The organism is Halobacillus sp. Nhm2S1 (genome assembly GCF_019599545.1).
Classification (GTDB): Bacteria; Bacillota; Bacilli; order Bacillales; family Halobacillaceae; genus Halobacillus.
Window position 1 is genome coordinate 1 of sequence record NZ_JAIEZV010000007.1, and the last position, 17,636, is coordinate 17,636.

General features: G+C 44.6%; 26 protein-coding genes and 1 rRNA gene. 2 read left to right on the forward strand and 25 right to left on the reverse strand.

The genetic code is table 11. The features are described 5' to 3' along the window. Together K2225_RS19225 and K2225_RS19230 are read right to left on the reverse strand one after the other, a co-directional pair. A 16S ribosomal RNA gene (locus K2225_RS19225) occupies positions 1-61 on the reverse strand; the annotation flags it as partial. A 474-nt stretch (positions 62-535) separates the two neighbouring features. After that, complete coding sequence (locus K2225_RS19230; protein ID WP_160917533.1) at positions 536-757, reverse strand: hypothetical protein; 222 nt, start codon at positions 755-757, stop codon at positions 536-538. 118 nt (positions 758-875) lie between these two features. On the opposite strand from K2225_RS19230, the gene pdaB reads away from it, so the two are divergent. Then, positions 876-1,634, forward strand: a complete 759-nt coding sequence (pdaB, locus tag K2225_RS19235; protein ID WP_220586226.1) for a polysaccharide deacetylase family sporulation protein PdaB — start codon at positions 876-878, stop codon at positions 1,632-1,634. A gap of 44 nt (positions 1,635-1,678) precedes the next feature. Here pdaB and K2225_RS19240 read toward each other — a convergent pair whose 3' ends face one another. Further along, the gene (locus K2225_RS19240; RefSeq protein ID WP_220586227.1) at positions 1,679-2,278 is read right to left on the reverse strand and encodes a KinB-signaling pathway activation protein; all 600 of its coding nucleotides are present in this window, start codon (positions 2,276-2,278) and stop codon (positions 1,679-1,681) included. Positions 2,279-2,419: 141 nt separating this feature from the next. Between K2225_RS19240 and gerD the strand changes: the two genes are divergently transcribed. Next, positions 2,420-3,067: a spore germination lipoprotein GerD gene (gene gerD, locus K2225_RS19245; protein ID WP_146818434.1), complete on the forward strand. Its 648-nt coding sequence runs from the start codon at positions 2,420-2,422 to the stop codon at positions 3,065-3,067. 55 nt (positions 3,068-3,122) lie between these two features. Here the strand turns inward: gerD and K2225_RS19250 are convergent, their stop codons facing one another. The 22 genes from K2225_RS19250 to rpsE form a co-directional block, all read right to left on the reverse strand. Further along, entirely contained in the window at positions 3,123-4,175 is a 1,053-nt protein-coding gene (locus K2225_RS19250; RefSeq protein WP_220586228.1) for an Mrp/NBP35 family ATP-binding protein, read from the reverse strand. 81 nt (positions 4,176-4,256) lie between these two features. Continuing rightward, the gene (gene cwlD / locus K2225_RS19255) at positions 4,257-4,982 is read right to left on the reverse strand and encodes an N-acetylmuramoyl-L-alanine amidase CwlD (protein WP_220586229.1); all 726 of its coding nucleotides are present in this window, start codon (positions 4,980-4,982) and stop codon (positions 4,257-4,259) included. A 119-nt stretch (positions 4,983-5,101) separates the two neighbouring features. Then, on the reverse strand, positions 5,102-5,950 hold the full coding sequence (locus K2225_RS19260; RefSeq protein WP_220586230.1) for a VOC family protein: 849 nt from the start codon (positions 5,948-5,950) through the stop codon (positions 5,102-5,104). Between the two features lie 251 nt (positions 5,951-6,201). Beyond that, positions 6,202-6,594 (reverse strand): 30S ribosomal protein S9, encoded by a 393-nt coding sequence (gene rpsI / locus K2225_RS19265; protein WP_075038155.1) that lies wholly within the window; start codon positions 6,592-6,594, stop codon positions 6,202-6,204. Positions 6,595-6,612: 18 nt separating this feature from the next. Beyond that, complete coding sequence (gene rplM, locus K2225_RS19270; RefSeq protein WP_146818442.1) at positions 6,613-7,050, reverse strand: 50S ribosomal protein L13; 438 nt, start codon at positions 7,048-7,050, stop codon at positions 6,613-6,615. A gap of 216 nt (positions 7,051-7,266) precedes the next feature. Next, entirely contained in the window at positions 7,267-8,007 is a 741-nt protein-coding gene (gene truA / locus K2225_RS19275; RefSeq protein ID WP_220586231.1) for a tRNA pseudouridine(38-40) synthase TruA, read from the reverse strand. Between the two features lie 16 nt (positions 8,008-8,023). Then, the gene (locus K2225_RS19280) at positions 8,024-8,821 is read right to left on the reverse strand and encodes an energy-coupling factor transporter transmembrane component T family protein (RefSeq protein ID WP_220586232.1); all 798 of its coding nucleotides are present in this window, start codon (positions 8,819-8,821) and stop codon (positions 8,024-8,026) included. Then, the gene (locus K2225_RS19285; protein ID WP_220586233.1) at positions 8,814-9,686 is read right to left on the reverse strand and encodes an energy-coupling factor ABC transporter ATP-binding protein; all 873 of its coding nucleotides are present in this window, start codon (positions 9,684-9,686) and stop codon (positions 8,814-8,816) included. The genes K2225_RS19280 and K2225_RS19285 overlap by 8 nt, the downstream gene beginning before the upstream one ends. After that, the gene (locus K2225_RS19290) at positions 9,662-10,501 is read right to left on the reverse strand and encodes an energy-coupling factor ABC transporter ATP-binding protein (protein WP_220586234.1); all 840 of its coding nucleotides are present in this window, start codon (positions 10,499-10,501) and stop codon (positions 9,662-9,664) included. The genes K2225_RS19285 and K2225_RS19290 overlap by 25 nt, the downstream gene beginning before the upstream one ends. Before the next feature lie 189 nt (positions 10,502-10,690). Then, entirely contained in the window at positions 10,691-11,050 is a 360-nt protein-coding gene (gene rplQ / locus K2225_RS19295) for a 50S ribosomal protein L17 (protein WP_146818453.1), read from the reverse strand. A gap of 45 nt (positions 11,051-11,095) precedes the next feature. Then, positions 11,096-12,040, reverse strand: coding sequence for a DNA-directed RNA polymerase subunit alpha (locus tag K2225_RS19300; RefSeq protein ID WP_089654419.1), 945 nt, complete (start codon positions 12,038-12,040; stop codon positions 11,096-11,098). 180 nt (positions 12,041-12,220) lie between these two features. Further along, positions 12,221-12,616, reverse strand: a complete 396-nt coding sequence (gene rpsK, locus K2225_RS19305) for a 30S ribosomal protein S11 (protein WP_220586235.1) — start codon at positions 12,614-12,616, stop codon at positions 12,221-12,223. 30 nt (positions 12,617-12,646) lie between these two features. After that, the gene (gene rpsM, locus K2225_RS19310; RefSeq protein WP_160916740.1) at positions 12,647-13,012 is read right to left on the reverse strand and encodes a 30S ribosomal protein S13; all 366 of its coding nucleotides are present in this window, start codon (positions 13,010-13,012) and stop codon (positions 12,647-12,649) included. 24 nt (positions 13,013-13,036) lie between these two features. Further along, complete coding sequence (gene rpmJ, locus K2225_RS19315) at positions 13,037-13,150, reverse strand: 50S ribosomal protein L36 (protein WP_002509257.1); 114 nt, start codon at positions 13,148-13,150, stop codon at positions 13,037-13,039. Positions 13,151-13,178: 28 nt separating this feature from the next. Then, positions 13,179-13,397 carry a translation initiation factor IF-1 gene (gene infA, locus K2225_RS19320; protein ID WP_008636026.1) on the reverse strand — a complete coding sequence of 73 codons (219 nt, stop codon included), beginning with the start codon at positions 13,395-13,397 and terminating at the stop codon, positions 13,179-13,181. Continuing rightward, positions 13,375-13,710: a KOW domain-containing RNA-binding protein gene (locus tag K2225_RS19325; RefSeq protein WP_035511657.1), complete on the reverse strand. Its 336-nt coding sequence runs from the start codon at positions 13,708-13,710 to the stop codon at positions 13,375-13,377. The genes infA and K2225_RS19325 overlap by 23 nt, the downstream gene beginning before the upstream one ends. A gap of 16 nt (positions 13,711-13,726) precedes the next feature. After that, complete coding sequence (gene map / locus K2225_RS19330) at positions 13,727-14,473, reverse strand: type I methionyl aminopeptidase (protein ID WP_220586236.1); 747 nt, start codon at positions 14,471-14,473, stop codon at positions 13,727-13,729. Further along, on the reverse strand, positions 14,470-15,123 hold the full coding sequence (locus K2225_RS19335) for an adenylate kinase (RefSeq protein ID WP_146818461.1): 654 nt from the start codon (positions 15,121-15,123) through the stop codon (positions 14,470-14,472). Before K2225_RS19335 ends, map begins: the two co-directional genes overlap by 4 nt. A gap of 43 nt (positions 15,124-15,166) precedes the next feature. Then, a complete protein-coding gene (gene secY, locus K2225_RS19340; RefSeq protein ID WP_220586237.1) occupies positions 15,167-16,459 on the reverse strand; it encodes a preprotein translocase subunit SecY in 1,293 nt (430 codons plus the stop codon). Beyond that, positions 16,459-16,899, reverse strand: a complete 441-nt coding sequence (gene rplO / locus K2225_RS19345) for a 50S ribosomal protein L15 (protein WP_089654425.1) — start codon at positions 16,897-16,899, stop codon at positions 16,459-16,461. Before rplO ends, secY begins: the two co-directional genes overlap by 1 nt. Positions 16,900-16,929: 30 nt before the next feature. Next, a complete protein-coding gene (gene rpmD / locus K2225_RS19350; protein ID WP_089654426.1) occupies positions 16,930-17,112 on the reverse strand; it encodes a 50S ribosomal protein L30 in 183 nt (60 codons plus the stop codon). Positions 17,113-17,130: 18 nt separating this feature from the next. Next, positions 17,131-17,625 (reverse strand): 30S ribosomal protein S5, encoded by a 495-nt coding sequence (rpsE, locus tag K2225_RS19355; protein ID WP_326315280.1) that lies wholly within the window; start codon positions 17,623-17,625, stop codon positions 17,131-17,133. Positions 17,626-17,636: the final 11 nt, after the last annotated feature.

A 17,636-nucleotide genomic window follows, 5' to 3' on the forward strand; every position in this document is an offset into this window, starting at 1 on the left:
CTTGCATGTATTAGGCACGCCGCCAGCGTTCGTCCTGAGCCAGGATCAAACTCTCCATAAAAGTTAAGTTTGACTTGCTCATTTGCACACCGAATGTGCTTTGTTTCAAATCTCTTCTATAAAAGAAGAAATGTTTTGACGTACTGGTTGGTTCGTTCAGTTTTCAAAGATCAAATGTCTTGCCCGCCGCTTTGTCAGCGACTTTATTAGTTTATCACTTTCGGTTGTTTGTGTCAACAACTTTTTTGTGATGTTTTTTCTGTGTCGTTTTGGCGACAAGTAATAATTTATCATGTCTGCCTTGCAGTGTCAACAACTTTTTCCGAAATAAATTCTGTTGTTTCGCTGCTTTATTTTGTTTTCCGACAACGTTTAATAATATATCACAGACTAAAAAAGAAAAGCAATGCCTTTTTTGAAATTCATTAAAAAAAGTTGGTTCAATGAGCAAACATGCATATGAAAAGCCCTGATCTACATTCAGGGCTCTATTTTTGACCTATAACATTATTGATAAGCTGAAATGATTATAGCATTAATTTTGCTTCTTCTTCCTGGGCATATACTGTAGACATTCTTCTCTGGTTGCAAATCTGCGGAAGATTTGAAAAAGAACTTCATACCTTTCTTCCATCGCTTTTTTCAGTCCTTGGTCGATTCTGTGGTCTCCGAGGTCAAACGTGATTTCTTCCATTTCTCTCTTTAGTAAGTATTCAATTTCACGACGTTCCTGTTCATTAATCATTAAACCATGCACCTTAAAGGACCTCCCTTGAACAACTCTCTATATTTTTACCCTAAATCTTGTGTTTTTAGCATAGGTTGTCCTTTTTTTCATATGTATAGAACATATTGGAAGGAAGGTGAACCGTGCAATGAGTTTCTACACATGGAAAGCTGAGCGGATGAAACGCTATGGAGTGGTGGTGGCTTTGGCATTTTTTTGTGCCCTCTTCTTGTGGATCGGACAATGGAGTCAACTCCCCGTGTTTTCTAATGAAGGATCGCCCCGTGCGTTAACACAAGGAAGTGATAAAAATCCGAACGTTGCACTGACATTTAATATAAGCTGGGGAACTGAGAAGGTCCACGATGTGTTGAAGCAGCTAGAGGCAAATAAAGCCCAGGCAACTTTTTTCGTAAGTGGAGAATGGGCGGAGCGTCACCCCGATATTATTAAGACGATTCATGAGGGAAAACACGAAATTGGAATGATGGGTTATAAATACGAAAGTTACCTTGAACAGAAGCCTGCACAAGTACAACAAGACTTAAACAAAGCAAAGGATGCATTCGGGAAATTAGGTTTTGAAGAGATCAAATGGATCCGACCTCCTCATGGTCATATGGATAAAGAGGTCTTAAAAGTCATTGAAAACGAGGGATTGCAAGCGGTTCAATGGAGTATCAACCCTAGAGACTGGGAGAATCCAGGAACCAATACCATCATAGATACCGTCCTGAATGAGGGTTCTGAAGGAGATATCATTTTGATGCACGCTTCTGACTCAGTGAAGCAGACAGCGAAAGCACTTGAGGTGATCTTACCCGGTTTGAAACAAAAAGGACTGAAATTTGTAAGTATTACAGAGCTGGTTAGTGGCACAGAATCAGAAACCACACAAGTTGAATAATGCTTAAAAAACAACCACCGCTTTTTTTAGGCGGTGGTTGTTTTTTAAGCAGCTTTTTCAGATGGTTTTGTTATACGGTGAAGTAAAATGAGTTGATAGGCATTACAGATAAACAAAGGAATAATCATCAACCACACATAATCACTGCCCTGAGCCCTTAAAGCAGGGACCCATTCTACACTCGTGACTACGACCATAAAGAATAGTGCAGGAATAAACGCGTGCCACTTCGTTTCCTTTGCTTTTATGTAAGCAACGACCACGGAAAGACCAAGCAGACCTAAGGCTGTCCATAAAAATGGCCAGATCGATGCGCCTTCTGCTGCTTGATATCTAAAGTACACAAGATCAAATAGTGTAAAAGCGATTAAGAAGAGCTGGACAGGGACCCACAAAGAACGGAAAATTCCCTTCCCGAACTGATTGACTGTCAGGTAGGCGAAGAACCCCATTTGACTAATAATGCTGAATATAAACCCAAGACCTGCAAAAAATAACAATAAGCCAAAGAGCTCAAAGAGTTGGAAGGGCTTCAGCACTTCAGCATATGAATCATATTTAAAAACAAAACTGATGATCAACGTCGTCAAACCGCCAATCCATAAGGTCGTTAAAAACAACCTGACCCATTTACGACTATTCACGGAATTTCCCCCTATATATACAAAAGACTTTTCCACCGTATTTTACCACGAAGTCGAGCTTTTTTCCTCCGGTCTTCGTATAAATTCTCCCGAATCGCAGATAGTAAACGTAAGGAGAACTTAAGAAAGGGGACATGCAAAATGTCCAAACTCCGATTCTTATGTCCCGTCCTGCTCCTTGTACTACTGGCTGCTTGCAGCGGCGCTTCCAGTGCAAGTGAACAGACGGATTATGATACAACGAAAAAAATGATCGTTGATATTCTGAAATCGGACGACGGGAAGAAAGCAATGACTGAAGTCCTTTCTGATGAGAAAATGCAGCAACAGATGGCCCTTGAGTCAGAAGTTGTATCGCAGGCAGTCCAAAAGACACTGGTATCTGAAGAAGGAAAAGCTTTTTGGAGTAAATTGTTCTCCGATCCGAAGTTCGTCCAAGAGTTCAGCAAAGTCCTTGAAGATCAGCAGAAAAAGCTGATGAAAGGATTAATGAAAGATGCCGAGTACCAAAAATTGATGATTGAGCTTTATAAAAACCCTGAAATGATGAAGGAAATGGTCACCGTCATGGAAGGGCAGCAATTCCGTGCGCACCTGCAAAAAACAATTGAAGAAACATTGAACAGCCCTGTTTTCCAAGCGAAAATGAGTGAGACCTTATTGAAAGCAGCGGAAAAAATGCAGAGTGGTGGCGGAGAGAAATCTGATTCTTCCGGTGAAGGTGGAGGAAGTAGCAGCGAAGAACAATCTGGCGGTGGCAGCAGTGGTGAAGGCGAAAAAAGTCAGTAAGGCTGACCACAAGCCAAAAAAACACGCACTTCTTTGAGAAGTGCGTGTTTTAGTATTAATACTTATCGATTACTTTTGCAGCCATATTACGGTAAATAACACCGATTGGATGATCTGCCTGGTAGACAGATGGCGCGAAAACGTCCTCTTCTTCGTACGGCTGTTGAAGCGGCACATGCCCAAGTACTCCAGTCTGCAGAGTTTCTGCGAGCTTCACACCGCCTCCTCTACCGAAGACGAACTCTTTGTTCCCTGTCTCTTTACTTTCAAAATAAGCCATATTTTCAACGACACCAAGAATTTCATGTTCCGTTTTCAGAGCCATTTGCCCTGCCCGTGCAGCTACAAAAGCGGCCGTCGGGTGCGGAGTCGTGACGATGATTTCTTTAGAAGACGGAAGCATCGAGTGTACATCCAATGCCACATCCCCCGTTCCTGGCGGCAGATCAAGAAGCAGATAATCGAGGTCGCCCCATTCTACTTCTTTGAAAAAGCTCGTCAGCATTTTACCGAGCATAGGTCCACGCCAGATGATTGGAGAGTTATCTTCCACAAAGAAGCCCATCGATACAAGCTTGACTCCGAATCGCTCGACAGGAATAATCTTCTCCCCGCGTACGACCGGCCGTTCTTCTACACCCATCATATCCGGCACACTGAATCCGTAAATATCCGCGTCAATGATGCCAACTTTCTTACCAAGGCGTGTCAAGGCTACAGCAAGGTTAACAGTGACCGTAGATTTTCCTACGCCACCCTTACCACTCGCAATGGAGATGAATTTCGTCCCTGTATTTCCACCTAGAAGAGAAGCTTCTTGATCCTGCTCCGCTTCTGGTTGGAATCTTTGAATCACTTCATCTGGAAGCTGATCGAAACGTAAGCCGACCGTTGCCGCTCCACCACTTTTCAGCGCATTGACAATTTTCTGCTGCAATTCCATTTGTTCAGCCGTGTTTGTCTTTCCGATCAAGATCTTTACGCTGACGTGATTTTTTTCTTCCTTAATTTTTATCTCTTCAACTCCACCGGTTTCTTCCAACGTTTTATGTAAAAACGGGTCTTCGATTGAATGGAGGATTTCTAGTACTTTTCCTTCTGTCAACAAGCCGGTTCACCATCCTTAGAAATATGTTTCACTATGGCTAGTATAACATATATGAAACGCTTTCTAAGTGATTTGCTTCAATCAGTCTTCAGAAGGCAGCTCTCTTTCTGTGACATAGCGGAGCACTCCTTGATAGATGGACGCTGACATTTTTCTTTGGTAGTCATTATCCTTTAACAATTCCCGCTCCCCTGGGTTTGATAAAAATCCAGCTTCCACTAAAACCCCCGGGGCTTTTGCGTGCTTTAGAATATAGATACTGGACAAACCAAAAGCTCCCCGATCCGTGTTCCCTATATTCTCTTTGATTTCAGATTGAATAAACTTGGCCAAAGTTTTACTTTCCTCGTTCTTTGGATAATAAAAGGTCTGGGCCCCGCTCCATTTTTCAGATGGAATCGCATTCAGATGTAAACTGATGTATAAATCCGCTTCCTTTTCTTCGATGTACTGTACTCTGTTCCTGACATCTTCCGCCTGCCTGCGCCGCGCTCTTTCTGCTTCGTCGGATGCAAGGTCATTGTCATCATCACGGGTGAGATACACGAGTGCTCCTCCTTGCTGCAAATAATCACGAAGGTACTCAGCCATTTGCAAAGTAATGACTTTCTCTTCCGTACCATCTTTGCCAGAAGCACCAGCATCAGGTCCTCCATGCCCTGGATCCAGTACAATCACTTTCCCGGACAGAGGAGATGACCATACCGTCCACGCATCCTTCGCTTCCTGAATCGGATAGGACACAGCGCACACCAGTACAATGATCCCTGCTAACCATAAAAATGTCTTCAACCTAGGTTTTCGCATGCCTCACACTCCCTTATACTCCTCCCTTTTTCACTATATGGGACAGGGTGGACAAATATGAGAAAGCATAAGGTAGCTTTTTTCAGCAAGGGGAAAGGCTCTCAAACCTTGTTTTCATTTTAGACAAGCAGCCTGATGCGATTCTTTGAAGGGTCTAAGGTGTAAATCACCCCTTCATGTTCATCGACAGCAGCCCCCATTCGCCGGATTCTATCCATCGCTTCTTTCCTAGAGTGGTCCTGAGGAAAATGAATATCAAACCATTTCAACCCTGCTTCCTGATCCCCTGCAGGCGGGGCATCGGCACCCTTCCATGTGTTGAGGCCGATATGGTGATGATAGTTAGCCGATGATATAAACAAGGCCTCACCACCGAGCCTGCTTACTAAATCGAATCCTAAACCTTCACAATAAAATTGCTTCGCTTTTTCAAGATCGGAGACATGGAGATGTATATGTCCCATCACCGTCCGATCCGGAAGCCCCATCCACCCGGCGTTGGTTTCAAAGCGAAACAACTCCTCAATATCCAATGGGTCAACCGCCATCTTCACCTCACTCCCGAACCATTCCCATAGTGATGAGGGGCGATCGATATATACTTCAATGCCATTACCATCAGGATCCGAAAAGTAGATCGCTTCACTAACGAGATGATCTGCCGACGCTACCTGGATGTTATTCCTGGTCAAGTGTTTGACCAAATCGGCAAGGTCTGCCTTTTCCGGCAGAAGAAGAGCAAAGTGATACAACCCTGTTGCTTTTCTGTTTGGTGGTTTAACATCCTTATCCTCTTCAAGGACGAGAAGCGGCCTTTCTTCCCCTGCACTTAAATAAACAGCACCATCGGACTGATTCCATATTTGAAACCCGATCATGTTTGTATAAAACTTTATGGATTGCTTCAGATCCATGACCCTCAAAGTGACCTGTGTGACATGGGTGTTTTCTTTTTCATGAAAAAGCATGTGAACCCCTCCATACGGATATCTTTTCCCTCAGTATATCGGAATAGGAATTCTGCAGGTATTCATATGCTTTTAAGCATGCCTGACCCCGGTTTTGCTTTCATTGGCGCCAGGCACCTATCCGCGAGATTCAGTGTCTGGCACCATGTGTCCGACACCACCTGTCAGCAACCAAAGTCATGACCATGAGCTAAACGCACAAAAAAAGACTCCCAACCGAGTCGGTTGAGAGTCTTTTGTATAAGCATCGATTAACGCTTGGAGAATTGTGGAGCGCGACGTGCACCTTTAAGACCGTATTTCTTACGCTCTTTCATACGTGCGTCACGAGTCAATAGACCAGCGCGCTTCAATGGTGTACGGTATTCAGGATCCGCTTGTAACAATGCACGAGCGATTCCGTGACGGATTGCACCTGCTTGTCCTGTGAATCCACCGCCATCTACGTTTACATATACATCATAGTTACCTTCAGTTTCTGTAACAGCTAGAGGCTGTTTCAGAATCATACGAAGAGTTTCATATGGGAAAAAGTCTTCAGCATCACGTTTGTTTACTACTACACGACCAGTTCCTGGAACAAGACGTACACGAGCTGTTGAGCTCTTACGACGACCAGTACCTGAGTATTGTACTTGTGCCACTAAGATTACCTCCTTTGATTATCCGCGAAGTTCGTAAACTTCTGGTTTTTGTGCTTCATGCTTGTGGTCCGCACCAGCGTAAACATGAAGTTTCTTGCCCATCTTACGTCCAAGACTTCCTTTTGGAAGCATCCCTTTAACAGCAAGTTCTAGCATTTGCTCAGGGTATTTCGTACGCATTTCGTTAGCCGTACGGGATTTCAAACCACCTACGTGGTTAGAGTGACGATAATAGATCTTATCGTTGATTTTGTTACCTGTAAGTTGGATCTCACCAGCATTGATGATGATGACGTGGTCACCTGTGTCAACGTGTGGTGTGTATGTTGGTTTATTTTTACCGCGAAGGATCGCAGCAACTTCGCTCGCTAAACGGCCGAGTGTTTGCCCTGCAGCATCCACAACATACCATTTACGTTCAACGTTGTTTTCATTTGCCATGAAAGTTGTGCGCATATCGGTTTCCCTCCTGAAATGTTTGATTTCTCATAGACTTCGTTACTACTTTATCATTTATCTCGAATACGATTAGTTTTCCGGGGCTAACCGTGGTACAGAAATAAAATGCCATAGAATATAATATAACACCTTGTAACTATATGTCAAGGGCATGCACACCTGGATTCGTTGTTTTTTTAAAAAGAGTTCCTCATTTTCGGGGTCCAACCCCAACTAATAAAACACTTCCCATAAAAACAAGCCTTGCGGGGGTGCCGTCTTGCCTGCTTCGTTACGGTTTTTCGCTTCGATGATCCGCTTTACATCTTTGGGATCACGTTCGTTCCTTCCAACCTCTAACAGAGTTCCGACAAGAATCCGGACCATGTTATAGAGGAACCCTGACCCCCGGAAGACAAATACAATGTCATTTCCCTCTTTTGATACCTCCGCTTTATAAATCGTCCGAACCTTGGTCCCTTTGAGGTCTGTCTTCGGTGAACAAAAAGAGGTGAAATCATGCTCTCCCTCAAGGTGTCTGCATGCTTCTCTCATCCTTTTGATATCGAGTTCTGCGCGGACATGATGCGTATAATGACGGCGGAAGAGATCAGGCCCATGAGCCTGATGCACATAATAGCGGTACTCTTTTCCCTTCGCATTGTATCTCGCATGAAATTCTTCAGAAACCTGGTCCGCAGAAACGACTTGAATATCGTCCGGAAGAAGCGAGCCTAATGCTCTTTTCCAATTAGCGATTGGAATATGAAGAGGAGTGTCGAAGTGAATCACCTGACCGACGGCGTGAACCCGTGCATCCGTCCGTCCAGAAGCGACCACTTTTACCTGGTCCCCTTTATGCATTTTCCTTAATGCTTTTTCAAGTTCTGCCTGAATGGTATTTCCATTAGGCTGAACTTGATAGCCGGCATAATTCGTCCCATCATAACGAATGACCATACGAATTCTTTTCATAAAAAGTTCCTCCCCGTCAGCTTCTCGTCATGAATAGGGCGATGACTAATAGAGCGAACAGAACATACAAAGAAATATCAAGCTTTGATATCCTCAGTTCCCTGAGCTTCGTACGACCTTCCCCTCCTCGATAACCACGTGCTTCCATAGCCATAGCAAGCTCCTCAGCTCGTTTGAAGGCGCTCACGAACAACGGGACTAAGAGAGGGACTATCGCCTTCACACGGTCCTTTAACGCGCCTGTGCGGAAATCTACCCCTCGGGAGGCCTGGGCTTTGGAAATCTTCTCTGTCTCCTGCATCAAAGTTGGGATAAAGCGGAGAGAGATCGACATCATCAACGCCAGTTCATGGACAGGGAACTTCACTTTTTTCAAAGGACCTAACAACTCCTCAATGGCATCTGTAATTTCAATCGGCGTTGTTGTCAATGTAAGCAGCGAGGTTACAAGGATCAGGAGGAAGAACCGTAATGAAATGGCTCCCCCCTGGACAAGACCTTCTCTGTAGACATCCCAGCCCAATATGGAAAACACGACGTCCCCTTCCCTCGTGACAATCAAATGGAGAAGGAACGTAAACACAATAAGGAACCATACCGGTTTCAAACCTTTCATAATGTAACGGAATGGCACCCGGGAAAGCAACGCACTTCCAACAGCAAAGAGTGCAAGTACCCCGTAGCTCATAACAGAGTTAGCAAAAAATACGATCACAACATAAAAGAAAATGATAGCGATTTTTGAACGAGGGTCAAGGCGGTGGATCACGGAATCTGACGGTATATATTGGCCGATAATCAAAGAACTACTCATGATCGCTGTCCCCTCTCACTTTGCGGGCTAATTCTTTTGCTAACTCAGCTATGGTCTGTCCTTTATATTCAAGTTCAATCCCATACTCTTTCTCCGCTTTACTCAGGAAAGCAATAACTTCGGGAACATCCAACTGTACATTTTCAAGGTCTTCCTTCTGGCGAAAGATCTCCAATGGTGTCCCTTCCTTATAAAGTTCCCCTTGGTTCATAATTAAAATATAATCCGCATAGGCAAGAGCATCTTCCATACTGTGAGTGACTAAGATGGTCGTCAGCCCCTTTTCATGATGAAGGTCATGAAACATGTCCATTACTTCTCTCTGCCCGCTGGGATCTAGTCCTGCGGTCGGTTCATCCAAGACAAGGACCTCGGGATCCATCGCCAGCACACCTGATATAGCTACACGGCGCATCTGCCCGCCGCTCAAGTCGAATGGTGAACGGTCGAGCAAATCTTCAGGGAGCTTTGTTGCCTTAACCGCAGCTTTCGTACGTCGCTCAATTTCTTCTTGGGGAACACCGAAATTTTGTGGACCGAAGGCAATGTCTTTGGCGACTGTTTCCTCGAACAATTGATGCTCAGGATATTGGAAAACAACCCCGACTTTTTCACGCAGGTCTCTCAAGTTCTTGTTTTTAACTCCAGCTTCAATAGTATAATCACCCAGCTGTATTTTCCCTTCGGTTGGTTGCAGCAGTCCGTTTAAGTGCTGGATCAATGTCGACTTTCCTGAACCTGTGTGGCCGATGACAGCTACAAATGATCCCGATTCGATCGAAAACGACAAATCATTCAGTGCTTTGTGTTCGAATGGGCTGTTCGGTTGATAGGTATAGCTTACGTGGTCAAACGAGATGTGCATAAGTCCTCCAACAACTCCTGGTGATTGAGTGGCTCACGAGATAGGCTTAAACCTTCTTCTTTAAGGTGGTCAGCCATTTTACTTACAAACGGAGTATCCAAGCCAATTTCAGTCAACTGTTCTTTTCTTGAGAATACGTCTCTGGGTGTTCCTTCCATCCAAACCTCTCCACCATTCATGACGATCACTCTTGAAGCCATTGTCACTTCTTGAAGATCATGGGTGATGGTCACTAATGACAGATCTCTTTCCTGCTGCACATCGCTTACGGTCTGCATGATTTCTTTTCTTCCTTTTGGATCAAGCATGGCGGTTGCTTCATCAAGAATAATGAATTCCGGTGACACAGCAAGAACGCTGGCGATAGCAACCCGCTGTTTTTGTCCTCCTGATAACCGATGGGGTTCATGGCTCTCGTATGCTTCCATACGGACAGAGTCCAGGCTTTCTTTAATGCGCTCAACCATAAGTTCCCGAGGCATGCCGTGGTTTTCCATACCGAACGCAACGTCATCTCTGACCGTGGTCCCTACAAATTGGTTATCCGGGTTTTGAAAAACCATCCCCACCTGTTTTCTGACATCCCACACTGTCTCATGTGTCACTTTCATTCCATTGACGATGATTTCCCCTTCCTGAGGAAACAAAAGTCCATTCATTAATTTAGCAATTGTCGATTTGCCTGATCCATTATGACCGATGATGGCTACCCACTCATCCGGACCTATGGTGAAGCTCACGTCCTTTAACACCCAGGGCATGTCTTCCTGGTATTTAAAAGACACATGACGAAACTCGACTTGTCTCTCTCCCATCTGTGTTCCTCCTCTGCTCAACTGACTATTTCCCAGGAAATATGACATCATTTCCTATCAACCGGAGGATGGGTCATTTAAAAATCGACGCCATCCCAACGGCATTTCCTTCGATTTGGATATAAAAAAAGGGCTGGATGTAACCTCGCGATGAGATTCAGTCCTGCCCTTTAACCCTCATGGTATTCATTAAACTAGTTCAATGATCGCCATTTTCGCTCCATCACCTTTACGCTCGCCTAGCTTAAGCACGCGAGTGTAACCACCTTGACGGTCTTCATAACGTGGGCCGATGTCAGAGAATAGCTTTTGCAAAGCTGTTTGCTCTCCTTCTTCGTCCGCTTGCGCATTGTAAAGGAATGATTCAGCTTGACGACGGGCATGTAGATCGCCGCGTTTCCCTAGTGTAATCATTTTTTCTACAACAGATTTAAGCTCTTTCGCTTTAGCTTCTGTTGTTTCCAAACGTTCGTGAATGATCAAGTCTGTCGCTAAGTTACGAAGTAGCGCCATACGCTGATCTGTTGTACGTCCTAGTTTTCTAGCCATTGATAATCCCTCCCTTATCTGAATCTCTTAGATGTGTTCTATCAATCAATCGTCTTTTCTTAGACCTAATCCAAGTTCGTCCAACTTGTGCTTCACTTCTTCAAGTGACTTGCGACCAAGGTTACGTACCTTCATCATGTCTTCTTCAGACTTATTCGCAAGTTCCTGCACTGTATTAATACCAGCGCGCTTCAAGCAGTTGTAAGAACGGACAGATAGATCAAGTTCTTCGATCGTCATTTCTAGAACTTTTTCTTTTTGGTCCTCTTCTTTTTCAACCATGATTTCAGCTTTTTGAGCTTCATCTGTAAGGCCTACAAAGATATTGAGGTGTTCCATATAGATTTTAGCCCCAAGAGAGATCGCTTCTTCCGGACGAATGCTGCCATCCGTCCATACATCCAACGTCAACTTATCAAAGTTAGATGTTTGACCGATTCTAGTGTTCTCTACTTGATACGTTACACGGGATACCGGCGTAAAAATAGAGTCAACTGGAATAACGCCAATTGGTTGATCCTCATGGTTGTTTCCTTCAGCCGGACGATATCCTCGGCCGCGTTCTGCTGTAATACGTGCACGGAAGCTGGAGTTGCTATCTAATGTTGCGATGTGGAGGTCCGGATTAAGGACTTCTACATCACTGTCGTGCGTAATGTCAGCCGCTGTAACTTTTCCTTCACCCTGTACATCAATCTCCAAAGTCTTCTCTTCGTCGGAATAAACCTTCAAAGCTAGTTTCTTCAGGTTAAGAATGACTGTGGTTACGTCTTCGACGACACCTTCAATGGTTGAGAACTCATGAAGGACCCCGTCAATTTGAACTGATGTGACAGCAGAGCCGGGAAGTGAGGATAATAGGATACGACGCAAGGAGTTCCCTAGAGTTGTACCATACCCACGCTCAAGCGGTTCTACGACGAACTTACCAAAAGTAGACTCATCGCTGATCTCGACCGTTTCAATCTTTGGCTTTTCAATTTCGATCATTTACACTAAACCCTCCTTCAAAACGTCGAAACCCCGGTTAGACAATAGGTCTAACCGAAATTCCTCAGGTAGGCAGTCCCGATAAAAAGACAACTGCATATTTTCTCTGTCTAAGACGGTGATGATATAAAAGCTATCATAAACCATTATAGACAGGGTGACAAATTCTATTCAGAACTATTATACGCGACGACGTTTTGGTGGGCGGCAACCATTGTGTGGTACTGGAGTTACGTCACGGATTGCCGTAATTTCAAGACCTGCTGCTTGTAGAGAACGGATTGCTGCTTCACGACCAGCACCAGGGCCTTTAACTGTTACTTCAAGAGTTTTCATACCGTTGTCCATAGCGTCTTTCGCTGCAGCTTCAGAAGCCATTTGAGCAGCGAATGGAGTAGATTTACGGGAACCTTTGAAACCAAGGGATCCGGCACTGCTCCATGAGATAACGTTACCTTGAACATCAGTGATCGTTACGATTGTGTTGTTGAAAGTAGAGCGGATGTGTGCCACACCGGACTCTATATTCTTTTTCACGCGACGCTTACGACTACGAGTGTTTCCTTTACGTGCCATATAGTTAGCTTACCTCCTTTGTGTTGCTTATTATTTACGTTTGTTAGCCACGGTACGACGTGGGCCTTTACGTGTACGAGAGTTGTTTTTTGTCTTCTGTCCGCGAAGTGGAAGTCCACGACGGTGACGGATACCGCGATAAGAACCGATCTCGATCAAACGCTTGATGTTAAGAGAGTTCTCACGACGAAGGTCACCTTCCGTGTTGTGTTGTTCCACTGCTTTACGGATTTTACCTAGTTCGTCTTCTGTAAGATCGCGAACGCGAGTATCTTCAGAAACGCCAGCTTCAGCTAGTACGTCTTTGGCAAGGGATTTACCGATACCGTAAACGTAAGTTAGGGATACGACTACTCGCTTGTCACGAGGAATATCTACACCTGCAATACGTGCCATAAGTTACGTGCACCTCCTTCAGTTTTAGCCTTGTTTTTGTTTATGCTTAGGGTTTTCACAGATAACCATGACTTTACCTTTACGTTTGATGACTTTGCATTTTTCGCAAATTGGTTTTACAGAAGGCCTTACCTTCATCATCCATACCTCCTTTAAGATCGGAGTTTTATTTATAACGGTACGTAATACGTCCTTTAGTTAAGTCATAAGGGGAAAGTTCTACCGTTACCTTGTCTCCTGGTAAGATTCGAATGAAGTGCATGCGAATTTTACCGGAAACGTGAGCTAAAACGGAGTGACCGTTCTCGAGTTCAACCTTGAACTGTGCGTTCGGTAAGGTTTCAACGACGGTCCCTTCTACTTCAATTACATCGTCTTTCGCCATCGAGTTGATCTCCCTTCTTCAAATCAGTCACTGCTTCATTGACATATTTTGATACGGCAAATCGAAGCTTGCCATTTGTGACACGACCAGTTTCCAGAAGGCTGTCCTGGACTTCCGGAGAGATGAAATCCATAAGCTCAACATGTTGCAAATTCTTTTTCTTTGGTCGATCATACTTACGTTTCTCTCCGTCGGCAAGCAGCACAAAGCGGCCATCCAGTACATCGATTACTACCGCGTACTGTCCTGCCTCACGCCCCTGCACAATACGAACAATTTGACCTATTCGCGGACTCGACTCAGATTCGTTCAAAAACGATCACCTTCATTTAGGATTTTGTAAGGATTTCGTATCCTTCATCCGTAATTGCAATCGTGTGCTCAAAGTGAGCGCACTTTTTACCATCTTGAGTGACTACCGTCCAATGGTCGCCGAGCGTCTTCACATAGCGAGAGCCTGCGTTCACCATTGGTTCTACAGCCAATACCATTCCAGGCTTAAGACGTGGTCCTTTGTTTGGCGGGCCGTAATGAGGAATTTGAGGATCCTCATGAAGCTCCTGCCCTACGCCGTGTCCCACATACTCTCTTACGATTGAAAAACCTTCAGGCTCAACGAAGCTCTGGATGGCATGAGATATATTTGAAAGGCGTACACCTGGTTTTGCTTCATCAAGTCCTTTAAACAATGATTGCTCAGTAACTCTCAACAATTCCATGGTTTCATCATCGACGGTTCCGACCGGATACGTCCAGGCCGAGTCTCCGTGATAACCTTTATATTTGGCACCAATATCGATGCTGATGATATCACCTTCGTTCAACACCCTGTCTCCAGGGATGCCATGAACGAGTTCTTCGTTGACAGATGCACAGATACTTCCACGGAATCCATTATAACCTTTAAAAGATGGGATTGCATCCATACTGCGTATGAATTCATCTGCAATCTTATCCAATTCCCCGGTTGTTATACCTGGTTGGATCTTTTGTTCCAGCTTTTGGTGCGTCAAGGCGACGATCCGCCCTGCTTCTCGCATAATATCTAATTCCCGTGAAGTCTTACAAATAATCATTCAGCTAGTTCTCCCAGCTTTTGATCGATGTCTTGGAATACTTCGTTGATATCTTTGTCACCTTCGAATGATACCAAGTACCCTTTTTCTTGGTAGAAATCAAGTAGAGGTTGTGATTGCTCAACATTGACCTCCAGGCGCTTTCTTACGGTGTCAGGCTGATCGTCTTCGCGCTGAATCAACTCAGAGCCATCGTGATCACATTTGCCGTCTTCTTTCGGCGGGTTGAAGACCACGTGATAGGTAGCACCGCACGTCGGGCAGATGCGTCGTCCAGTAAGACGCTCGATGAGTTGCTCCTTAGGAACATCGATATGAAGAACATAGTCCAAAGACTCTTCCATATCAGTCAAGAGGTTCTCAAGGGCTTCTGCTTGGGCGATTGTTCTTGGGAAACCGTCTAACAGGAATCCTTTTTGACAATCGGGTTTACTTAGACGCTCACGAACGATTCCGATGGTCACTTCATCGGGAACCAATTCGCCTTTGTCCATATAGGATTTGGCTTCTTTGCCCAGTGCTGTTCCTTCTTTGATAGCTAATCGGAACATATCTCCAGTTGAGATATGAGGGATGTCATATTTTTCGACTATCTTCTCAGCCTGAGTACCTTTACCGGCACCAGGGAGACCCATCAGAATTAAATTCAACGTGTTCCCCTCGCTCTCATTTATTCATTAGCTTTCACACTAATTATTTAATGAATCCTTGATAGTGGCGTTTAACAAGCTGACTTTCCAGCTGCTTCATAATCTGAAGGGCAACCCCTACAACGATTAGAAGACCGGTTCCTCCGATTTGAATACTTGGCGGCAACTGCGCAGCAGAGCCCAAGATGATCGGTAGGATAGAGACAGCTGCTAGGAAGATGGATCCTACGAACGTCAAACGGTACATCACACGAGTCAAGTACGTTTCCGTATTTGCTCCAGGACGAATCCCCGGGATATACCCGCCTTGCTTCTTCAAGTTTTCAGCCATTTGTTCCGGATTGACTTGAACAAATGTATAGAAATAAGTGAAGGCAATGATCAACGCTACATAGATAATCATTCCAGGCCAGTTTTGATAATCAAATATATATTGAATGACGGAGGCGACTTCACTGTTCTCAAAGAGACCAGCTACGGTTCTTGGTGCGATAATGAAAGATATCGCAAAGATGACCGGGATGACTCCTGCAGCATTCACTTTTAGTGGTAAGTGAGTGGAATGCCCACCTACTGGCGAACGGTTAACCAAACGTTTTGCATATTGAATAGGAATTTTACGAAGGGCTTGTTGGATGAAGATGACTCCCACAACAACCGCAATAATAACAAGTACAATCAGAGCGATGATAACCAAGTTAATGAACAACTCTTCTCCGGCACCGGAGATGTATTGATCATACAACTGGTTCACACCGTTCGGGATTGCAGCAACAATTCCTGCAAAGATTAGAATGGATATACCATTTCCAACGCCGTGTTCAGTGATTTGCTCACCAAGCCACATTAGAAACGCTGTACCGCCTGTCAAGACAAGAGCAATGATTAAGAATTTTGTAACCCCTGGATCAGCGATCAATTGACCACCAGCCAGCGCATTAAAACCTATAGACATGCCGATGGCTTGAATGAAAGCGAGCACGATCGTTCCATAGCGGGTAAACTGAGCTAATTTTCGACGGCCGACTTCACCTTGCTTCTTCCATTCCGCAAACTTAGGAACAACGTCCATCTGCAACAATTGCATGATGATGGAGGCAGTAATGTAGGGCATGATCCCCATAGCAAAGATGGAGAAGTTTTGTAATGCCCCGCCTCCGAATGTGTTCAGGAAACCGAACGCATTCTGTTCATCCATGAAATTGATGGCTTCTCTATTTGTAAAAGGAACCGGGATGAATGTTCCCAGGCGAAAAACAATGAGCATCAACATAGTGAAAATAATCTTCCGTCGAATATCACCCACGCGCATAAAATTGGAGATTGTCCGGAACATTAAATCACCTCAGTTTGACCGCCCGCTGCTTCAATTGCTTCTTTCGCGGAAGCAGAGAACTTGTGAGCTTTCACTGTAAGTTTCTTTTCGATTGAACCTTTAGCTAGCACTTTGATTCCGGCTTTTTGGTTGCTTACCACACCAGACTCAAGCAATAGCTCAGGAGTAACCTCTGTGCCTTCTTCGAAGCGATTCAGTGCATCAAGGTTGATAATCGCAAATTCCTTACGGTGAACGTTAGTGAAACCACGCTTAGGCAGGCGTTGGAAAAGTGGCATTTGACCACCCTCGAAACCTGGGCGAGTTTTGCTTCCTGAACGCTGGCCTTGACCTTTGTGACCACGGCCGGAAGTTTTACCGTTACCAGATGCCATACCACGACCTACGCGGTTACGTTCTTTACGAGTACCTTTAGCAGGTTTTAGTTCATGCAGTTTCATGCGTTGCACCTCCTTATATCTTTTGTAGAATTAAACTTCTTTAACCGAAACTAGGTGAGACACCTTATTAGCCATACCTCGGATCGCTGGGTTATCTTCAAGTACGACAGTTTGACGGATCTTGTTCAGACCTAGCGCCTTGACAGTAGAGCGCTGATCTTGCGGTCTACCAATAACACTGCGCGTGAGGGTAATTTCTAACTGTTTAGCCATTTTATTTCCCTCCTTATCCTACAGTTCTTCTACTGATTTACCACGAAGTTTAGCGACGTCTTCTGCACGCTTAAGCTCGCTAAGTCCAGTGATTGTAGCACGTACCATGTTGATTGGCGTGTTAGAACCAAGTGACTTAGATAGGATGTCTTGAACACCTGCAAGCTCAAGTACCGCACGGACAGGTCCACCAGCAATGACTCCGGTACCTTCTGCTGCTGGTTTCATAAGAATGTTACCTGCACCAAAACGTCCATTGATTTCGTGTGGAATTGTCGTGTTCTTCACTGGTACTGTGATTAGATTTTTCTTAGCATCATCAATGGCTTTTTTGATCGCTTCCGGCACCTCTTGGGCTTTCCCTGTACCGAATCCGACATGACCATTTTTATCTCCTACTACAACCAAAGCAGCAAAACGGAAACGACGTCCACCTTTAACTACCTTAGCTACACGGTTGATGGTAACTACGCGTTCTTCAAGATCAAGTTTGTTAGGGTCGATGTTTGTAATCATTTATGTCC